16 protein-coding genes and 1 pseudogene are annotated in these 18,326 nt (G+C 34.4%); 2 read left to right on the top strand and 15 right to left on the bottom strand.

The features are described 5' to 3' along the window. Positions 1-95 precede the first annotated feature (95 nt). From RCG20_RS15785 to RCG20_RS15775, 3 genes are all read right to left on the bottom strand, one after another. Positions 96-899 (bottom strand): CPBP family intramembrane glutamic endopeptidase, encoded by an 804-nt coding sequence (locus tag RCG20_RS15785; RefSeq protein ID WP_308181061.1) that lies wholly within the window; start codon positions 897-899, stop codon positions 96-98. Between the two features lie 62 nt (positions 900-961). Next, entirely contained in the window at positions 962-2,104 is a 1,143-nt protein-coding gene (locus RCG20_RS15780; RefSeq protein WP_308181060.1) for a winged helix-turn-helix domain-containing protein, read from the bottom strand. A 260-nt stretch (positions 2,105-2,364) separates the two neighbouring features. Continuing rightward, entirely contained in the window at positions 2,365-3,177 is an 813-nt protein-coding gene (locus RCG20_RS15775; protein WP_308181059.1) for an alpha/beta fold hydrolase, read from the bottom strand. Positions 3,178-3,563: 386 nt separating this feature from the next. Between RCG20_RS15775 and RCG20_RS15770 the strand changes: the two genes are divergently transcribed. Beyond that, positions 3,564-4,106: a DUF3231 family protein gene (locus tag RCG20_RS15770; RefSeq protein WP_308181058.1), complete on the top strand. Its 543-nt coding sequence runs from the start codon at positions 3,564-3,566 to the stop codon at positions 4,104-4,106. Positions 4,107-4,128: 22 nt separating this feature from the next. Beyond that, the gene (locus tag RCG20_RS15765) at positions 4,129-4,677 is read left to right on the top strand and encodes a DUF3231 family protein (protein ID WP_308181057.1); all 549 of its coding nucleotides are present in this window, start codon (positions 4,129-4,131) and stop codon (positions 4,675-4,677) included. 913 nt (positions 4,678-5,590) lie between these two features. On the opposite strand, the gene RCG20_RS15760 is transcribed toward RCG20_RS15765, so the two are convergent. The 12 genes and pseudogenes from RCG20_RS15760 to RCG20_RS15705 form a co-directional block, all read right to left on the bottom strand. Then, positions 5,591-6,583 (bottom strand): NADP-dependent oxidoreductase, encoded by a 993-nt coding sequence (locus tag RCG20_RS15760; protein ID WP_308181055.1) that lies wholly within the window; start codon positions 6,581-6,583, stop codon positions 5,591-5,593. 172 nt (positions 6,584-6,755) lie between these two features. Further along, entirely contained in the window at positions 6,756-7,817 is a 1,062-nt protein-coding gene (locus tag RCG20_RS15755; protein ID WP_308181054.1) for an alkene reductase, read from the bottom strand. A gap of 27 nt (positions 7,818-7,844) precedes the next feature. Further along, complete coding sequence (locus tag RCG20_RS15750) at positions 7,845-8,702, bottom strand: alpha/beta fold hydrolase (RefSeq protein ID WP_308181053.1); 858 nt, start codon at positions 8,700-8,702, stop codon at positions 7,845-7,847. An 85-nt stretch (positions 8,703-8,787) separates the two neighbouring features. Further along, on the bottom strand, positions 8,788-9,369 hold the full coding sequence (locus RCG20_RS15745; RefSeq protein ID WP_308181052.1) for a TetR/AcrR family transcriptional regulator: 582 nt from the start codon (positions 9,367-9,369) through the stop codon (positions 8,788-8,790). Between the two features lie 63 nt (positions 9,370-9,432). Then, on the bottom strand, positions 9,433-9,621 hold the full coding sequence (locus RCG20_RS15740; protein WP_308181051.1) for a hypothetical protein: 189 nt from the start codon (positions 9,619-9,621) through the stop codon (positions 9,433-9,435). Between the two features lie 29 nt (positions 9,622-9,650). Further along, the gene (locus RCG20_RS15735; protein WP_308181050.1) at positions 9,651-9,866 is read right to left on the bottom strand and encodes a hypothetical protein; all 216 of its coding nucleotides are present in this window, start codon (positions 9,864-9,866) and stop codon (positions 9,651-9,653) included. 112 nt (positions 9,867-9,978) lie between these two features. Next, positions 9,979-10,477, bottom strand: a pseudogene (locus tag RCG20_RS15730) (kinase). Between the two features lie 1,010 nt (positions 10,478-11,487). Then, positions 11,488-12,363 (bottom strand): TIGR03943 family putative permease subunit, encoded by an 876-nt coding sequence (locus tag RCG20_RS15725; RefSeq protein ID WP_308181049.1) that lies wholly within the window; start codon positions 12,361-12,363, stop codon positions 11,488-11,490. 13 nt (positions 12,364-12,376) lie between these two features. After that, positions 12,377-13,255 carry a permease gene (locus RCG20_RS15720; protein ID WP_308181048.1) on the bottom strand — a complete coding sequence of 293 codons (879 nt, stop codon included), beginning with the start codon at positions 13,253-13,255 and terminating at the stop codon, positions 12,377-12,379. Positions 13,256-13,598: 343 nt separating this feature from the next. Next, positions 13,599-14,426 (bottom strand): 5'-nucleotidase, lipoprotein e(P4) family, encoded by an 828-nt coding sequence (locus RCG20_RS15715; protein WP_374120482.1) that lies wholly within the window; start codon positions 14,424-14,426, stop codon positions 13,599-13,601. A gap of 131 nt (positions 14,427-14,557) precedes the next feature. Beyond that, positions 14,558-15,955, bottom strand: coding sequence for an amino acid permease (locus RCG20_RS15710; protein WP_308181046.1), 1,398 nt, complete (start codon positions 15,953-15,955; stop codon positions 14,558-14,560). Positions 15,956-16,662: 707 nt separating this feature from the next. Beyond that, the gene (locus RCG20_RS15705) at positions 16,663-18,108 is read right to left on the bottom strand and encodes an HD-GYP domain-containing protein (protein ID WP_308181045.1); all 1,446 of its coding nucleotides are present in this window, start codon (positions 18,106-18,108) and stop codon (positions 16,663-16,665) included. Positions 18,109-18,326: the final 218 nt, after the last annotated feature.

Below are 18,326 nucleotides of genomic sequence, written 5' to 3'. Positions count from 1 at the left end.
GAAAAAAGAGCGTATCCTTTTTCAAGGATAGCGCCCTTTAATGGAATAACAAGGAGCTTTCGGATTAGCTAAATTCATTCTAAACAAAAATTATTTTAATAATCAAATATAATAAACGTTAAACTAGCAATAATACTAGTCCATAAGATAGTATGTACGGTTTTATAACGTGGTTTAATAGGGTTATCAAATTTTAGAAATGAATACTTATCGGCAATATTCCAAATGAAAACATTTGTCAGATTTCTGCTTAAGTGCAGGAAAGTAACGAGCCATATCGAATGGCTTTTATCGTATAAGTAAAATAGAAGAATGCCACAAACAAACCATTCAATTACCTGAAATATATTTACTCTGTTACCTAAAAAGTGCCAAACGGTGAATAGACTGCTAGATAGCAACATAGCTGTTAACATTCCGTACCCTTGAAATATATAGGAAAAATATCCGCGATACATGATTTCTTCTTGCAATGCAGCAAGAAAAAGAACAAAAAAGGGCAGAAAAAAAGTGGTCCATTCCTTCTTCATTCTAGACAGTACCATTGACTTTATTTTAAATTTAACCATTCCCATTTGTTGAAGAACATAGACAAACAATAGCGCAATGAACACTGTTAAAATAAACATTATGAGACCTAATAAGACATTTACCTTAGTGATATAAAAGCCAAGGGAAAATAAATCTTTTTTATCAAGGTAATGCATCATTAGATAAACAACAACAATAAGTGAAAAGTTACCAATCAATGCAATCGACATAAATTTTACACCATTACGCTGGCTAACATCTTTTATATCAATTTTAGCTAGTGTTACGAGATATATTGTTCCTATAGTAATCCCATATGCAAAAAACAAGATCAAAAAAACCCTTACTATGACATCGATTAGGTTCATTTCCAACTACTCCGATCTTTGATTTGTTATTCTTATAATACAAATCATTTGTCAGAGGAATATCAGAGGAATGAAATTAGCTGTTTTTTTAATGAATTTTTCAATTGCTCTCCATTCAATTTTCTCATTATATCGATTCGAAGCTTTTGATAATAAATCAGAAGTTCATCATTTTCTCTTACTTGTTGCTTCAACAAATGGCAGACATGTGTAACAGCGTGGAAAAATTGAAGTTCAAATTTTGTTGTTTTCATAATCTGCATGCCCTTATGGATACAATACTTTCCTGCTTCCTTTTCATTTTTTTTCATGTGATAAATGCCCTTTGCAATTTCAAAGTAGCTACTCTCTCTAAGGTATGGTTTTTCCATAAGCAATGTTTCTATCTCATTAAGTTTCTCTTCAGCATCACCGAGGGAGGAAGCCAAAAGAACAAACACTTGGTTGGTCAAAATAGACAAGTGATAGTTCTCAATTTGATGTTTAGAAACCATTTTCAAAGCCCACTCTACCTGTACACAAGCTCTATCAAATTGTCTATTCCATATAAAGAAGAAGACCAAATCAAGAGCTTGTAATTCCCACTTCCGAGATAACTCTAATTCATTTTTCTGTAGGAATTTTTGGATCATCTTAATTCCAATTACGGGATCATCTTCTAATAATCCGTAGAGAATGATCATAAAATAAGCTCGATCCCAGAAGGGAATAGTTTCGTCCAAAAGGATTTTCCAATTTCCTTTTATTAATTCCATATACATAGTGTAAAAAGGGTCGAGTTTTACTCCTAATATTTTTTGTTGGTCGGCCAGTGCTTGCATTGCTTCACCTTGTCCGAATAAATGATATTTAGAAAATATCTTTTTAAATTGGTCGTTAAATTCAATATCCTTAATGGAAGGAAGAATCACCCCATTTTGTTCAACAACAAAAAGTCGGTATCCCAAACCGCGGATTGTTTCTATATCTAAGTAATCTCGCCAGCATTTAAGTTTTTTTCGGAGTCGATAAATATGGTCATCGACCGTTCGATCAGTTGGATCTTCATGCGGCCAAACTGCATTTAATAATGCTTCTCTTGAAAATCCTTGGTTCGGGTGATTATAGAGAAATTGAAATAATGCAAACTCTTTGGGTAACAAAGTAATCGTTTTTCCTCCTAACGAGATTTGAAACTGATTTATATCTAAATAAAAGTTAATCAAAATAATCACCTCAAAAGGAAGAATTATTACGATTTTAAAATCCCATAACTATATTACTATTTTTTGAAAAATCAAGTAATACTTTTTTGTTTACTATTTTGAATGGAGAAGGACTATAACCTTTAAACCTTAATTTAGGTACCATTTCTTTCTCCAAAACCAGATAAAAGATAACCTTCCTTATTCAAGAAAGGCTCCCTAAACATTAAATAGGCGCGATCACCATTAAATAATCGCGCACGTTTGTTGAAGATCATTTCTTAAATCTCTTCAATTCTATCCAACCATTCATTTACTAAAGAGTTAAAAAGTTGTGGTTGTTCAATTTGTAAATTGTGACCCGCTCTATCCAATATAGCAAAAGTTGCCCGTGGGTACTTGTTTATTACGTTTAGTGCATCTTTATATCCAACAGAAGAGTCTTGTCTTCCTAATAGGAATACACTGGGTTTTAGAAAATCAGATTGGTCAATTTTAAATGAAAATCCATATTTATCCGTAACATTATTTAAAAACTTTTCATCTCCAATTTTACAACCACTTAAAATTTCTCGGTTGTATCTTAACCATGTGTACTCATCAAGCACAACATTGTTATTCCTAAAATCCTCTAATTCTTCCTTTGATAAACTTTCAATAAAATTTTCATCAGTTTTCAATATTTTATGTTCTTCAACTGTTCTATTTTCTAAAAAAGGAATAATAACTGGACAAATAAACGCTGCACCGAGTATTTCTTCTTTTTGCTTTTGAATAATGCCCCTAGATATATAGCCACCGTAAGATTCTCCAGCAATTAAGTATTCTTGGTCAGGAATTATTGCTTGAATAAAATCTAAAACAGCATTCAACATTTCATCAGAACTTCTTATTCCATTATAATTTTTTGTTAATCCCATACCTGGGAGGTCAATATAAATTCGTCTCCATCCATCCCTCTTTGTAAATATAGGTTCCATACATCCACTCATTAATCGATGGTCAGGCGTAAAACCGTGTATCATAATAATTGGTTTTCCTTCCCCAAAATCTTCATAGTATATTTCTGCTTGGCGAACCTTGCAATATGACATATTTAATCCTTCTCCCTTAACCATTAATAGCATTTGTAATTATCTATCTATTCTCTTTTTATCTTATTAATTCCTTGTCCAAATAGCTGTCTGTTTAATTTTAGTGCGAACCTTCACAAGTTCTTATTATTTTAACAAAGGAATCTATTTTTATTTGAAATGTTTTTTCCACAATCTAGCTCTTAACATATTGAAAAAACACAATTCTTGCTAAAGAATCGCGCCCGATCGTGGAAGATCAATTCCTAAATCTTATTCGAGTTAAGTCTCATAGTAAATAAATTTACAGTCTCCTTGCCACGATTCACAATTTGTATTAAAAGCTCTTCTGTGCATTAATATTACTTTTTAGGGGAAATTTAAAAAAAGTAAGGACGGTGGAGTATGTGCCTGATCTTTTACAAGCCTTGAAAAGTGTAGTTCAGTCTTTTATTAAAGATGATAACAAAGTGCCTCTTCACATTGGCGAGGCTATGGGATGCTGGATATTCTTAGCATTAGTCGGTGAGACACAAGTACAGACCGAAGCAGGGATTAACAGTACAACTGACCTTGAATTAAGAAAGGCCCTTCAAGAAGCAGTCAACATTTTAAGGTCGGAGAAAGAGCGGATTTCAGCATTTATGCGTTCAGAGGGAGTTCCATTACCCCCTCTTAGTGAATCGAAACCAATTTCTGACCCGAATAGTGTTCCATTAGGGGTTAAATTGACGGATAACGAGCTTGCAAACAGCCTTATGAAAAAAATATCAATGGCGATTACAAACTGTTCACAAGCTGCTTCCCAATCCCTTCGCACAGATGTAAGTCTGATGTGGGCTGAATTTATGCAAGAACACATAACTTTTTTAATAACATTTAAATCATTGATGCAAAAACGAGAATGGCTCAAGGTTCCACCGCCGTATTATCCTCCAGGTTTGACCTAAACAGAAAAGTGAGGTGAGAAGTATGCCAGATGTCATACAAGCTGTTAATAATGTTATCCAATCTTTTGTTGATGATGAACCCAAATCACCCCTGCATATTGGGGAGGTCATGTCCTGCTGGTCCTATCTTTCTGAATTAGCGGATGAACAAGTTCATTCCGAAGCAGGGATTAACAGCACAACGGATCCCGAATTAAAAAAAGCTCTCCATGAAGGCGTTAAGATGTTCAAATCACAGAAAGAACGAATGATTGCTTTTATGTTATCAGAAGGTGTTCCCTTACCACCCTTAAGTGAGTCCAAGCCGCAGTCAAATCCAAGAGATGTTCCTTTAGGTGTCAAGTTGTCGGATGATGAACTTGCAAATAGCCTTAATATTAAAATTGTTATATTAATTTCCTATTGTTCAAATGCAATTATTCAATCTATACGCAATGATGTTACCTTAATATGGCTTGAATATTTACAGGAATATATGACGTTTGGAGCAACCCTAAAAGAACTTGTGAAAAGGCGGGGATGGCTTAAATTGCCTCCAGACTACTATGCTCCGGGAACACCGATAAAATGACAAGGCAAAAGAAAAGGACGGATACTTCCTCTACCGTCCTTTTCCTTTGCAACTGTTCAATTCGCATAATCTTATTGTTCCTCCTTGTTTCCAAATAAACTGGCTATAGAAAAATTAAGAATGTAAATCATGTTTTAGAAAAGCGCCTGATTGTGGAAGACTGTAAAATCAATTCTTGTTGAACTAACGCCCCCCGTTAGCCATCCATGAAGCGCAAAAATCAGCGTTTCACCACAGAGAATGAAAATGGATACCCCTGTCTATACTGTTTCTACGGCTGACGAAGAAGGTCGATACACTATGGTACCATAGAGCCCATCCGTTAGTCTGACTCCAACGATCACGGTGTACCACCGACTGTCGCGCCCTATATGGGTAGCACTCATGTGAGATTAATCCTTATTTTGGTCGTTGCGTCAGCCAATTTTATACTTTTTATAGAAGGAAGGTATTGTCTATCAACTCAATAATGACCACTCAGAAGGCTCAGCCTTTTTTAAAAAAGCATTTTTACTGGGTCAATTTTGTTATACTTTTTTTCTCTATTTTGAACTTTTTTAATTTTCATGGGAGTTGAAAAATATTTGTATTAGTAAGGTATCTTTTTTGTTGTGCTAGTGCTCATTCAGACACTCAGTTGTTGATTTAAAATAAAGTTTGATAATTTATAAAGAAGATTGATTATTTAAAACAAAGTTTGATAAAAACGTCACAATATTTTGGGCTAAACCCTTGATTTATAAGGGTTTAGCTATTGTTTTTATCAAACTTTTTTATGAAATCATGTGTATTTGCATGGGTGAAAAAGCTTATTTTTATCAATCTTTTTTCAAAAAACGTATTATTACTGTAGCGATAAATCAATGATTGACGAGTATTTTTAATCAGACTTTTTTATAAAGCTACATCAGTATCACCTTAATTTAAGTATTACTTTCCCTTTAGCTTTACCTGTCTCTGTATACGCTAACGCATGTTTAGCTTCTTCAAAAGGAAACACTCGGTCAATTGTTGGTTTCACTGTTCCTGCTTCTAAAAGTTCTGATAAAATTTCTAACTGTTGCCCACTATGTTTCATAAAAAGAAAGGTGTATTTTATATCATACTTTTTTTCCAATCCAGTTATTTTTGAACTGACTAATGAGAGAATTGTTTTCTTAATTAGACCAAGTCCCATTTCTTTTGCGAAACTACCATTCGGAGTTCCAGCGATAGAAACAATTTTACCCCCTTTTTTTACTGTCAAAAATGACTTCTCTAATGTTTCACCTCCAACACTATCAATTACTGCGTCATAATCTTTTATGACGTCTTCGAAATTCACAGATTTATAATTAATGATTTTATCTGCTCCAAGTGATTTGGTTAATTCAATTCCTTCGCTAGAAGTCGTTGCAACATACACTCCCATTTCTTTTGCTAGTTGTATAGCAAAAGTTCCTACGCCGCCTGAGCCAGCATGAATGAGAACTTTTTGACCGTTTTTCACACTCAATATATCATGAAGAGCTTGGTATGAAGTTAATCCAACTAAAGGTATAGAAGCTGATTCTTCAAAACTAAGGTTTTTAGGTTTTAAAGCAATATCTGCTTCATGAACAGATAGATATTCTGTAAATGTACCCATCTTTTCTGAACGAGGACGACCGTAAACTTCATCACCCACATTAAATTTGGTTACCCCTTTACCAACTTCGATAATGGATCCACTAAAATCGTTACCTAACGTTAAAGGCATGTCGTATTGCAACAAAAGTTTTAATTCGCCCTTACGTATTTTTGTATCAAGGGGGTTTATACTCGCTGCATGTACTTCCACTAAAACCTCATTATCTCTTATTTTGGGCATTGGTCGTTCAATAAAAGTAGGATCTTTTTTATATCCTTCTATTACAAATGCTCTCACGGCAAAACGCCTGCCTCTCTACATTAATTACTAGTGAATTCCTGATTTTATTGTAAAACAAGATATCCTGAAACTTCATCATTCTCTTTTAACGCAAACATTATGAAACTCCCCCAAAACTTGAATAGATATGGGAAAGTTTCATTAATTGTTCCTGCTGTTTATATGCCAGTTATTGTTTCATGGAAGGATAATCGATATATCCTTCCGCACCGCCAGCATACATTGTATTTCGGTCAGGTTCGTTCAATGGTGCGCCAACTTTTAAACGTTCCACCAAATCAGGGTTTGAGATTAACCAAGTTCCTACGGTAACAACATCAGCCACTTCACTATCTACGTCTACTCCTAAATGCTCTAAAGGTCGTCCTGGTCGGTTAATAAGAAGAGCTTGCGACCATAATTCGCGAATTTCCTGTACTAATGGTTCATTTCCAAAGTGCATGACATGAAGATAGGCAAGATTAAGCTTATCTAACTCCGCAATTAAATAACGATACATATCAATATTTGTTTCCCCTTCTTCTATCCCGTTCAATGTTCCTTGTGGGGAAAAACGAATACCTGTCCGTTCTGCATCTATTTCTTCAACTACTGCTTTAGCTACCTCAATCGCAAATCTCGAACGGTTTTCAATAGAACCACCATATGCATCTTGACGGTGATTTGCATTTTCGCTTAAGAACTGTTGAATAAGGTAACCGTTAGCACCATGAATTTCAACACCATCTGCTCCAGCTTCAATGGCTGAGCGTGCTGCTAAACGAAATTCATTAATGACTTCTTTAATTTCTCCTTCTGTTAACTCTCTCGGTGTAGGAATTCCCTTCATTCCTTCTGCCGTGAAGATTTCCACATTCGGTGCAATAGCTGATGGTGCAACAGCTTGACGGTGATGTGGTGTGTTGTCAGGATGAGAGACTCGTCCGACGTGCATCAGTTGAATAAACAGTTTACCCCCTTCACTATGAACTTTTGAAGTGATTTTCTTCCAACCATCAATGTGAGCTTTAGTATATATACCCGGTGTGTTTGTATAGCCTTGACCGTCGTCAGAAGGTTGAGTACCTTCACTGATAATTAAACCAACTGATGCTCGTTGACCGTAATATTCAACCGCTAAGTCACTCGGTGTCCCGTCTTCTAAGGCACGACTTCTAGTCATAGCTGCCATACCTATTCTATTCTTTAAGTTGAAATTCCCAATACGTACTTCATCAAATAATTTACTCATTTTCAAGCTCCTTTTTTTGTTTACTTATTATAAATCATATAGTGATGTGGCATCTAAAAAAGAATTCACATTCTCAGCAAATAACTCTGGAAATTGGAATAAGTGTCCGTGACCAGAATCGGGATAAATAATCAGTTGGGCATTTGGTAACTTCTCAGATAAAATAAAACTGTTTTTTGTTTCTACCATTACGTCTTCGTTACCATTTGTCACAAGTACTGGGTGAGTGATATTTTTCAACCAGTCATAGTCTTGATCAGGCTTTGGTTGTGCCCATTTTGCAACAGCGTTTAGTTGAGCAGCTTGAACTTGATCTGAACTTTCAAATTGTTTCTGACTCATAATTCGTTGCAGAGAATCCATCCCAGCAGATTTACTTGTTTCAGTTGATTTGTAGAAGAAGAACATGAAATCGTCTATAGCAGTATCTACATTTCCTCCATGTCGTGTCATTCTTTCAAAAATCACTGGTTCTGGTCTGACCCCTGCTTCTGGAGAAGAACCAGCAATTACAATTCGACGAATAAGGTCTCCTTCTTGTAATGCTAATTCTTGTGCAACCATTCCACCAATTGAAAATCCTAAAATATCAACTTTATTTAAGCCCAGTGCTTTAATGAATGTTGCAGCATCCTGAGCCATTTCACTAATAGTTTCTGGTGTTTGCCCGTTTGTTTCCCCCACACCTTTATTATCAAAAAGAATGACCGGTCGTTCTTTTGCGATTGGAGCAACCATATTCGGGTCCCAATTTTCCATTGTCCCTCTAAAATGCACTAAGAAAACAACAGGTGTACCTGTTTCAGCCCCAAATTTTCTGTAAGCAAAACGAGTACCATTCGCCTCTATAAATGTTGATTCTGTCGGTATTGTGAAGTTTGACATATGAATTCTCCTTATTTTTAATTTTGTTTTATCACATTAACATTTTAAGAACGATCGTTCTAGAATTAATAAAGAAAAAAGAAAGCTAATCTAACACTTTCAACATTAAATCAAGGATACTTTCTAATTCCTCTTTTGAATAGTTTGTTTTAACCATGACCCTTAAACCAACAAGGTTATTATGCAGAAATTGGGCAGTAATTTGAGGATTTAGCTCTTCATTCAACTCGCCTTTTTTTCGACCTTCTTCAAGCATTTGCTCGAACATAGCCTCAGTATCTTTAAACATTTTTGTCACTATATGTTTAATATCTTGGTCTAGTAAGGATAGCTCTACAGCAGCATTTACTGATAGGCAGCCTGTTGGATAGACGTCTAATTCAGCTGATTGTATAACATAATTAAAAACATCCCGAACAGCTTTCTTTACTGTTGTAGAGTTACTGATAATTCCAGTAAATGTTTCGATAACAAACGTTTCATAGTAAGTTAAAGAAGCTAAGAACAGTGAGCGTTTATCCCCAAATGTATCATATATACTTCTGCGATGAATACCCATATAATCAACCAAATCTTGCATTGATGTTTTTTCATATCCTTGCTTCCAGAAGAGTTCCATCGCTTTTCTAAGGACGACTTTCTCATCAAATTCCCTATTTCTTGACATTTTACTTCCTTCTCCTTAATGGGCAATTTCCTTTAATAACATTTTAGAACGATCATTCTATAATTAGAGTACACCATTTAAAATGATTAGTAAAGAATCAATTAGTTTACTTTTTATTTTATATAACTGCTCCGTTAACGCAAAAAGAAATTTATTCATCGTAACCACAAAGTGTCTGGTTACTTTTTCAGTTAACCTGCCCCGTTCGTTCAAGAAGAAAAAAAACCACCAAAATGGCAGCTGAATCTTCAACTATTGCCCCCGTTACTTGAATAAGAATTTTATTGAAGTCCATATTTTAGTATCTGATGTCTAATAACCTCGTTGCCAAATGTGAACCAAAATAAAAGGAATAAAACTATAACGCCCATCGCCAGACTAAACCAAGCAAAGTATTTATTTTCCTTATTTATTATGGGGGAGAGCACAATCAACAATGACCCAAAAGCAAGGGTTATTACAACCGTAAGCTGTCCTGTTAATGTTTCAAAAATCATATAATCCCTCCCATATCCTAAGAATATTTTAACATTATTTTCTATTTTCTTGTTGAACAATCCTGCCCGATAGTTGAAGCAGAAAATTAGTATTTAAAACCGATCGGAATAATTACTCTTGCAATTGATTTAAAATCAGTTTCAATACATCGTTTTGTGACATATGATTAGTCAATATCATTTCTCCATCCACGCCAAGATAATCGTTTGGATTCCACCAGGCACGCAAAGAATCTTCTCCAAATTCCATCTTTTTCGAACTAGAGTTGTGACGTATGACTGTTTCCTCAAAGGATAAATCAAAATAATAAGTATACGTCTTTTGGTTAAAGAACTGGATTAAGTTATTCAGCATTTCACCATAACGACTTTTATACAAGATTCCTTCCATAATAACAAATTCACATTTATCTTTACCATATTCTGCGATTTGGCGAATCAAATTAATTGAAAGGTTCCCTTCCCTATCGTGAACTTTCAACATTTCACGGCGAACAGTATCCTGAGAAACCAAGAGCGTTCCATGCCCCAAATGATTTTGAAGACTTTTCGCAGTCGTTGTTTTTCCACTCCCCAGAGTTTCCTCGTATGATAATTAACTTAGATTCCATATTCTCCCCTACATATTCTAATTGCCTTCTATTTATATAATCTTCCATTGTTATAACAACATTTTCTTACTTTTAATGCATTCGATATAGAAATTAATTATTCCTTCTTCCACTTACCTGCAACGTTAGTTTAAGTAAAAATCCTCACAATTTACAATTTTCTTTACAATTTTTATGCAACAATCTGGCCCGTTTGCGGAAGACTAATCTTATTGAAAATCAATCAAATTTGTATAACAAGTAAAACATTTTTGATTCCAGAAACTATGGTTTTCTGATCTTTGATCATCCAGAAGGTATGAAGTGGTAAACAGTCTATCATTCATTGGTACACTTTTTGTCATACAGTAGTAAAACTATGTCAAGGATGGTACATTTCATTGGCTGTAATCAAAAAACCATTCTACCAATGCTTGGCCTAACTTTATAAATGCCTTTGGCTTGATTTTTCTACTTACTACTGAAAATCTTTGTTTACTAATGAACGGTTCCCCCTTACGAAACTGTTCAAAAAAATGATCCAATTCAATTTGATAGACTTCCTTACAAAATTAAGCATAAATAAAATCCTAGTTTTAAAATCTAACTTGTTTTTACCTTCTCTTGTGTACTTCTCCCCCGAATCGACATGTAAATGAAATCATCCAAGAGATTCTGGACCACCTCTACTGCCAACAAAAACTTACTATTTTCCATAAAAAAACCACCACTTTTCCGATCAAAATACCAAAAACTGGTACTTACGTCGATTAAGATAGTGTTTTTGAAATAACAAGAGAATATATGTTCCTTTTGTGTGTTTTTCAGATATTTTTACTTTATCCACTTGAGTTGATTGGAGCGGAGGGCATTCGACTCCTGCGGGATAGAGGTCACGGGAGCGGAAATCAACGGGCAAAGTTACGGACCAAAAACAACAATTTATGCGAAAAGCCTTTAAAAACAATTGTTTATTTACATTATTTAGAACCCCGTGTTAATGACATTGGGTAGCGTCCTACGGGTTTATATTAATTAAAACTATTACGATATACATAAGCTTCCTTTGGTTGCTCAATTGTCTTGTAGTTGGTCACTTTTAAAACAGGAATATTCATTTTAAATGGTTGATAGTACATCGTATCAACGGTACCCGTTACCTGGTACCACTGGTCGTTTGGAATATGAACGGTGGTAGGAAATTGAATTAACATACCGAATACACCCGAATCTGCAATACAATGAATCATACCATAACGGAATAAGAAAATTTGGTTCGAATTCAAATTGGGGCCATTATAGGTAAAACCCTTCATAGTGATGGTTTTTCCAGCAAAGTCCCCTAAATAATTATAGATAACCTCTATCCCTTTCAAATAATCATCATCCGTTAAAGTGATATGATTTTTTCCTTTATAGGATTTTGATTCCTTATTAACTAAATCTAAAAAGGAATCTTTCCCCATGAATTGGCTCATATCTGGATTTAGAATTTGATGCATACCATATCGGTCACTCCCATCTTCGAGTGAAGGAAATTGAAATCCTTTTGCATTCACCAGTTGTGAATCAAGAGTTGCAACAGGTAAAAGGACACCTGAAAGGGCGGGTAGAAGAACCATCATATAGGAAACAATTCTTTTTAGTTTTTTTCCAAATGTAAGATGTTTCTTTTTGTGTTCGTGTCCATTTGCATGATGACAGTCGTGACATTCTAGTTCATTTTGATTTTTTTTCTCTGAATTATACCATCTGATTGCTTCAGCAATTGTTAAGAAAAACATAACATAAATCATGCTATAAGAAAGAAAGGAATATTTCATATTAATGTATTTCGATATATTTCCTGTCAAATGTAAAAAGAAGAATAAATTTGTAAAAAGGAGCAAAATTATTATACGTAACATAAAACTTCATCCTTTACAGAAGTAATGAACCAACAAATACTAATGTTGATATTAAAGAAACAAGTAAAACAACAAATTTAGGTTTAAACTCCCCAAACATCATGAGTAAGTTTTTTATATCCACCATTTGTCCATAGACCATGAAGGTTGTGAGAGAGCTTTGAGGGAATATATTACGAAAACTAGACGCTATAAATGCATCAGCTTCTGAACAAACGGATAAAACGAATGCTAAAGCCATCATCATCAAGGCAGCTAAAGCTTTTGTATGACCAAATGTTACAAGTGTAGAAGTCGGAATATAAGTTTGCATCGCAGCTGCTATCAATGATCCCATTACTAAATATTTCCCTACATTTATAAATTCATCAATCGTATGGGTTATTAAGCTGGATAATTTTTGTTTCAAATTTTGCTCTGAATGGTCATGTACATGTTCGTGGTTATGAATAATATCTATCTTTAATTGATCTTCTTTTATGACAAATGATAGGATTAATCCAACTAAAATAGAGATAACTACAGCAAACCCAAACCGATAGCCCACCATTGTCCAACTATTTCCGAATGCAATAAATGTGGAAAACAAAACAATTGGATTAACAATTGGGCCTGCAAGCATAAAAGAAATGGCCGATGGCAACGGTAATTTTTTCTTTACCAACCTTGCACAAATAGGAACAATACCACATTCACATCCCGGATAAACAATCCCCATTAAACTTGCAGCAACGACAGACAAATATCTATTTTTAGGCATGAATTTTAAGATCATTTGTTCAGAGACAAAAACTTCAATTAGTGCTGCAATGAATGCTCCTATTACAATAAAAGGGACTGCTTCTATAACAATACTGATAAAAATCGTATTTAATTGCAAAAATCGATCCATGGATGTACCTCCCGTGATGAAACATTTACAAATTGGTTTTTAAAAAAACATCTTCATCATATCAAAAATCAATGTAATTTGTTATGTTTTCATTTTCCATTAGTGGTAGATACATATAAATAAAGTTTCAAAACAAAAAGAGCACCTACCACTGGTGCAAAACAAAATAGATGAATTAAGTAAACAACTCAATCTGGTTAATTATTTTTTAATGCATAAACAATAATACAACAACAATATTAATAAACTATTAATAAGTGCCAAAAACATTAAATAATAGAAGGGAAAATATTTGGATTAACTTAAAAAAAACGCTGCAACAATCTTTGCTGCAGCGGTCATCTTATGGATGAAATTTTTCCAAGCTTTCTTTTCTTAATTTTTCTTTTTCAGCATCAGATTTACTGGAAGAGTAATTGTAAATAGCCTCTTCCCAATTTCCATACATCGGATTTGGAAAAATAATCAATTTTTTACCAAACTCATCTCTTCTTCTATCAACTTCCAAAATTCTTCCTGATACTGATAAATCATCAAAACCATTGAAATCACCTAAGTTGTCGCCAAATAATAGAACAATTTTATGTGTTGTAGCAACACTTTGGCGACGAGTTTCCTTTCCTCTTTCACCCGGTTGTTGTAATAAAACATGCTCTGCATCTACTTGTGGAGCACCGATTTGCTTTAAATTTCTAATGGTTTCTTCCTTCTGGGCCTCTTTTCGGTTAGATATGTAGTAAATTTCCACACCTTTTGAATCTGCATACTTCAAAAATTCCACGGCCCCAGGAAGTGCCTTCGCTTTCGCCTTTTCAATCCACTTCTCCCACGGGGATGCTTTTCCAGTATGGATATTCCAAGCATAAAGTGGACTACTGTCTACGATCGTTTCATCAATATCAAGAATTACAGCAGGTTTAAATCCTTTTTTCTTGATGTTTTTGCTTAGGATATCATCCAATCTCATTTTTCCTATATTATAGCCTTGATAATATAAAGCTTTTGATTCTCCAGCCTTTTGGAACCACAAAACTGACATTGTATTTTGTTCCTGTAAATTCACTTGTGGTTTTGAAATGTTTTGTGCGTTAACCTTTACATTCAAAAGGGAGAGAGATACAACCGTAATCGCAAAAATAGTTGCTAGTTTCTTCACATAAAAAACCTCCATTTAGTTTTAACATGTTTAGTATGTGAAAAAACAACAAAATCACTCCACTATAAATTCTGCTTAGCTAAAGATAAAGAAAAAACAGTCTTGCATTTGCAAAACTGTCTTTTCTTTAGCATTTTAAATTTAGTTTAGCTAGCTTGTTCTTTATTTGAAGAATTTAATTTATCACGCTTATTAAATCCTTTAATGTAATAAATACCTACTAACAATAGGATAAAGATTGGTCCAACAATTACAGCGATTCTTTGATCAGGATTGATAGCCATAACAACAAGGACAAGAACCAAGAATGCAAGAGAAATATAAGATGATAAAGGATATAAAGGTAACTTGTATTTTAAATTTTTTCTTTGTTCAGGTGACATATTTTTACGGTTACGAAGCTGAGCTATCAAAATAACTCCCCATGTCCAAATGGCGGTAAATGTACCAATACTAGTAACCATAGTAAATACTTTTGCAGGTAAGAAATAGTTTAGTGCAACCCCAAGTAATAACACAATTGCTGAGGCAATAATCGCAAGCCCTGGTACACCAGATTTTGAAACATTGCCTAAGCTTTTAGGCGCTTCACCATTTATCGCTAAATCAAATAGCATACGTCCTGTACTAAAAATACCACTATTACAAGAGGAAAGTGCTGCGGTTAAAACAACAAAGTTAATAATTCCTGCAGCTCCATGGATCCCTACTTGGCTAAATGTTAAAACAAACGGGCTTCCTTTTGTTCCGATTTCTTGCCAAGGATAGATAGACATAATAACAAATAATGCACCGACATAGAAAATAAGGATACGGTAGAATACTGAATCAACTGCTTTTGCAAGAGTTTTTTCTGGATTTTTAACTTCTCCAGCAGTAACCCCAATCATTTCAATACCAAGGTAAGCGAACATGACCATTTGCAAAGCCATTAATACACCTTTTATACCATGTGGAAAGATTCCACCGTGGTTCCATAAATTACTAATACCTGTGGCAACTCCACCATGTCCAAGCCCAAAGATAATTGTACCTAAACCGACAACAATCATAGCACAGATGGTTACAATTTTAATAAGTGCAAACCAGAATTCTAATTCACCATATAATTTTACCGCAAGGAAGTTAACAGTAGTCATAACTACTAGTGCTGCAAGCGCCCATGCCCAGCCAGCACTTCCAGGGAACCAATATTTCATATAAACGCCCACAGCTGTAATTTCAGCCATACAGGTTACAATCCATAAAAACCAATAGTTCCATCCTGTTAAATACCCAGTCAATGGACTGATATATTCACGAGCATATGCGCTGAAAGATCCAGCAACAGGTTTATTAATGGCCATTTCTCCAAGTGCTCTCATGATAAAGAACATAATAACTCCCGCAATACCATAACCAACAATAATTCCCGGACCTGCCATTTTAATCGCAGTTGCCGAACCAAGGAATAATCCTACCCCAATAGCCGCTCCTAAAGACATTAAATTAATATGTCTTTCTTCTAACCCACGGTGCAGTTCTTGCCCTTGTTTGTTACTCATATTAATCTCCTCCTGAATCATAAGTTAAATCCTTGATCCTATATAAATGTAGAGTTTATAAGAAAATCCGCCGATAAGCGAGCCCCTAAAGGCGGTGATTAGGCGTAATTGCCCTTATGCGCTAGCAGAATATTTGGATATAAGTTCTGATTAGCTTAAAAAGGTACAACGATAATGGAATTTAAAATTAATTGTATTATTTTTTAAAAATAATAATTGCTATATTCTGATATATCAGTTAATTCTTTTTAATCTATAAAAGAAGCGAAAAATTTGTTCTCTGTGGTAAGCGGATAAACTTTAATTTTTTATAAAACTAAAGCTATATTCTGAGGAGTTTCTCATGGTGTGTAAAACTTTTTACATATAATGATGAACTTTATAATTAAAAAGCATGACCTCCTCTTTTTAAATGTTAACGCTTTCAAGTCTAAATAATTAAAAGAATCTTTCTATTTGTAATTTTACCATTACTATATAAAAAGCACAATTTATTTTGTGTAAAATAATAATTCATTTGTCTTTCTTTGTCGAATTACACAAAATTATTACTATAATAATAGGGATATCCGCAAGTGCAGACACCCTATTAGTGTTTTTTATACAGCCCAGTTAATTTTTTGTTCTAGCTTACGAAATTTTCATTTCAAATAAATTAGCTACACATTCAAGTTTTGATAAAAGTAAAATTTAATAGAGTTATTGTTTTAAAAAAAAGAAAGTAGCGAAACTGTTGTTTCATCATTAATCATTTGTGACGGATACTGATATACAGATGGGTTACGTTCACAAAGTTGAGTCCATGCATCTACAAATTTCGGATCAAAGTGTGTCCCTTTTTGCTCAAGCAGTAATTCCATTGCTTGATGATGAGGCCAGGCTTTTCGGTATGACCTTTCAGAGGTTAATGCATCATAAACATCAACAACGGCAGTAACTCTTGCTAAAAGAGGAATGTTTTCTCCTTGGAGCTTGTTTGGGTAGCCAGTTCCATCCCATTTTTCATGGTGGAAGCGTATAACGCTTAACTCTTCTTTCATAAAACCAAGATCTCTACACATGTCATATCCTTTTAAAGGATGCTTTTCAATAATAATCCTCTCATCAAGAGTAAGTCTCCCTGGTTTGTTCAGCACCGAATCAGGAATATTAATTTTCCCCACATCATGTAGAAGTGCTCCCTGCGCTAATGCCCTAAGCTGTTCAGGAGCTAAGTTTAGTTCTTCGCCAAGTTTTAACGCATACATGGTCACTCTGAAAGTATGACCAGCTGTATATGTGTCTTTTTTTTCAGTTGCGATAACTAATGCTCTAACACTTTGGGAAATACCTCCGGTAATCCGTTCAAATGGATCGTTCGTGAACAAGGCTCTTAATGAGCCCACCAATGATCCTTTTACTGAATACTGTTTTACTAGACCAATCAACATCACAATCATTGATGCTAACAGTAAAATATGGTACATCCACCAGCTAAGTTTCCATACCACACCTAATACCATAATTAGTTGCGAAACAATCAGCCAACCAGCACTGCAAACAATTGCAATTTGAAGCGGAAACTTAGAATATCGATATGATTGAAAATATCGATATGATGTTAGTAAATTTAATAGGATGATTGACATAGTAATTACCCCGTTAAGAGGGTGAACATCCATTGGAACAATAGTAACTAAGTGCGGGAAGACCATTCCAATCCCCGCAAAAATCCCTAGAGCTACAATCCAAATTGGAACAAGAAAATGATCATACCGCGATATAAATTCAATTAATTTACTGTCAGAAGGTAAAGATGACAACCATAACCATACAGTTGCCAATAGAATACTTAATTGCGATGAAATCCCCGGTAGATGTGATTCATGAAGGATAAAATCGGGCGTTGAGAGTCCATGGACTAGAAACATCTGAGCAAGGGAGATAAATGAAAGTGAAAGAAAGCTTATTTTGATATTCCTCAATCTTTTACCAGCAATCCCTACTGAAATGGAAATAATTACAGCTAAAACTGCCACAGCACTAACAATATAAAAATGGCCCTTCGGCATAATTAAATAAGGGTCTTTTATGTATCCTTGCCTAAAGCATTCAAACAATATGTATGGACTAGCTATTGCCAAAAATAGTCCAATAAATTTAAAATTCCTCATAGATTTCCTCCGAAGGTAATCATCTTCTACTATTTTCAATCCCTATATATTACTATATTCCACTGTGAGAAAATAGTAGATTTGTAGTACAAAATAGATAAGTTCTATTCTTATGGTTTTGTGAAACAACATTTTTAAAAAAATTGGTATATATAACCAAAAAAATGAGCAGACCCTGTTAGGATCTGCTCTTGTAAATATATATATTCTTGATACTA

The sequence above is a fragment of the Neobacillus sp. PS3-40 genome (genome assembly GCF_030915485.1).
GTDB lineage: Bacteria > Bacillota > Bacilli > Bacillales > Cytobacillaceae > JAUZPL01.
The sequence above is the reverse complement of the archived record's forward strand: the minus strand, read 5'-3'. Positions and strand labels throughout refer to the sequence as shown.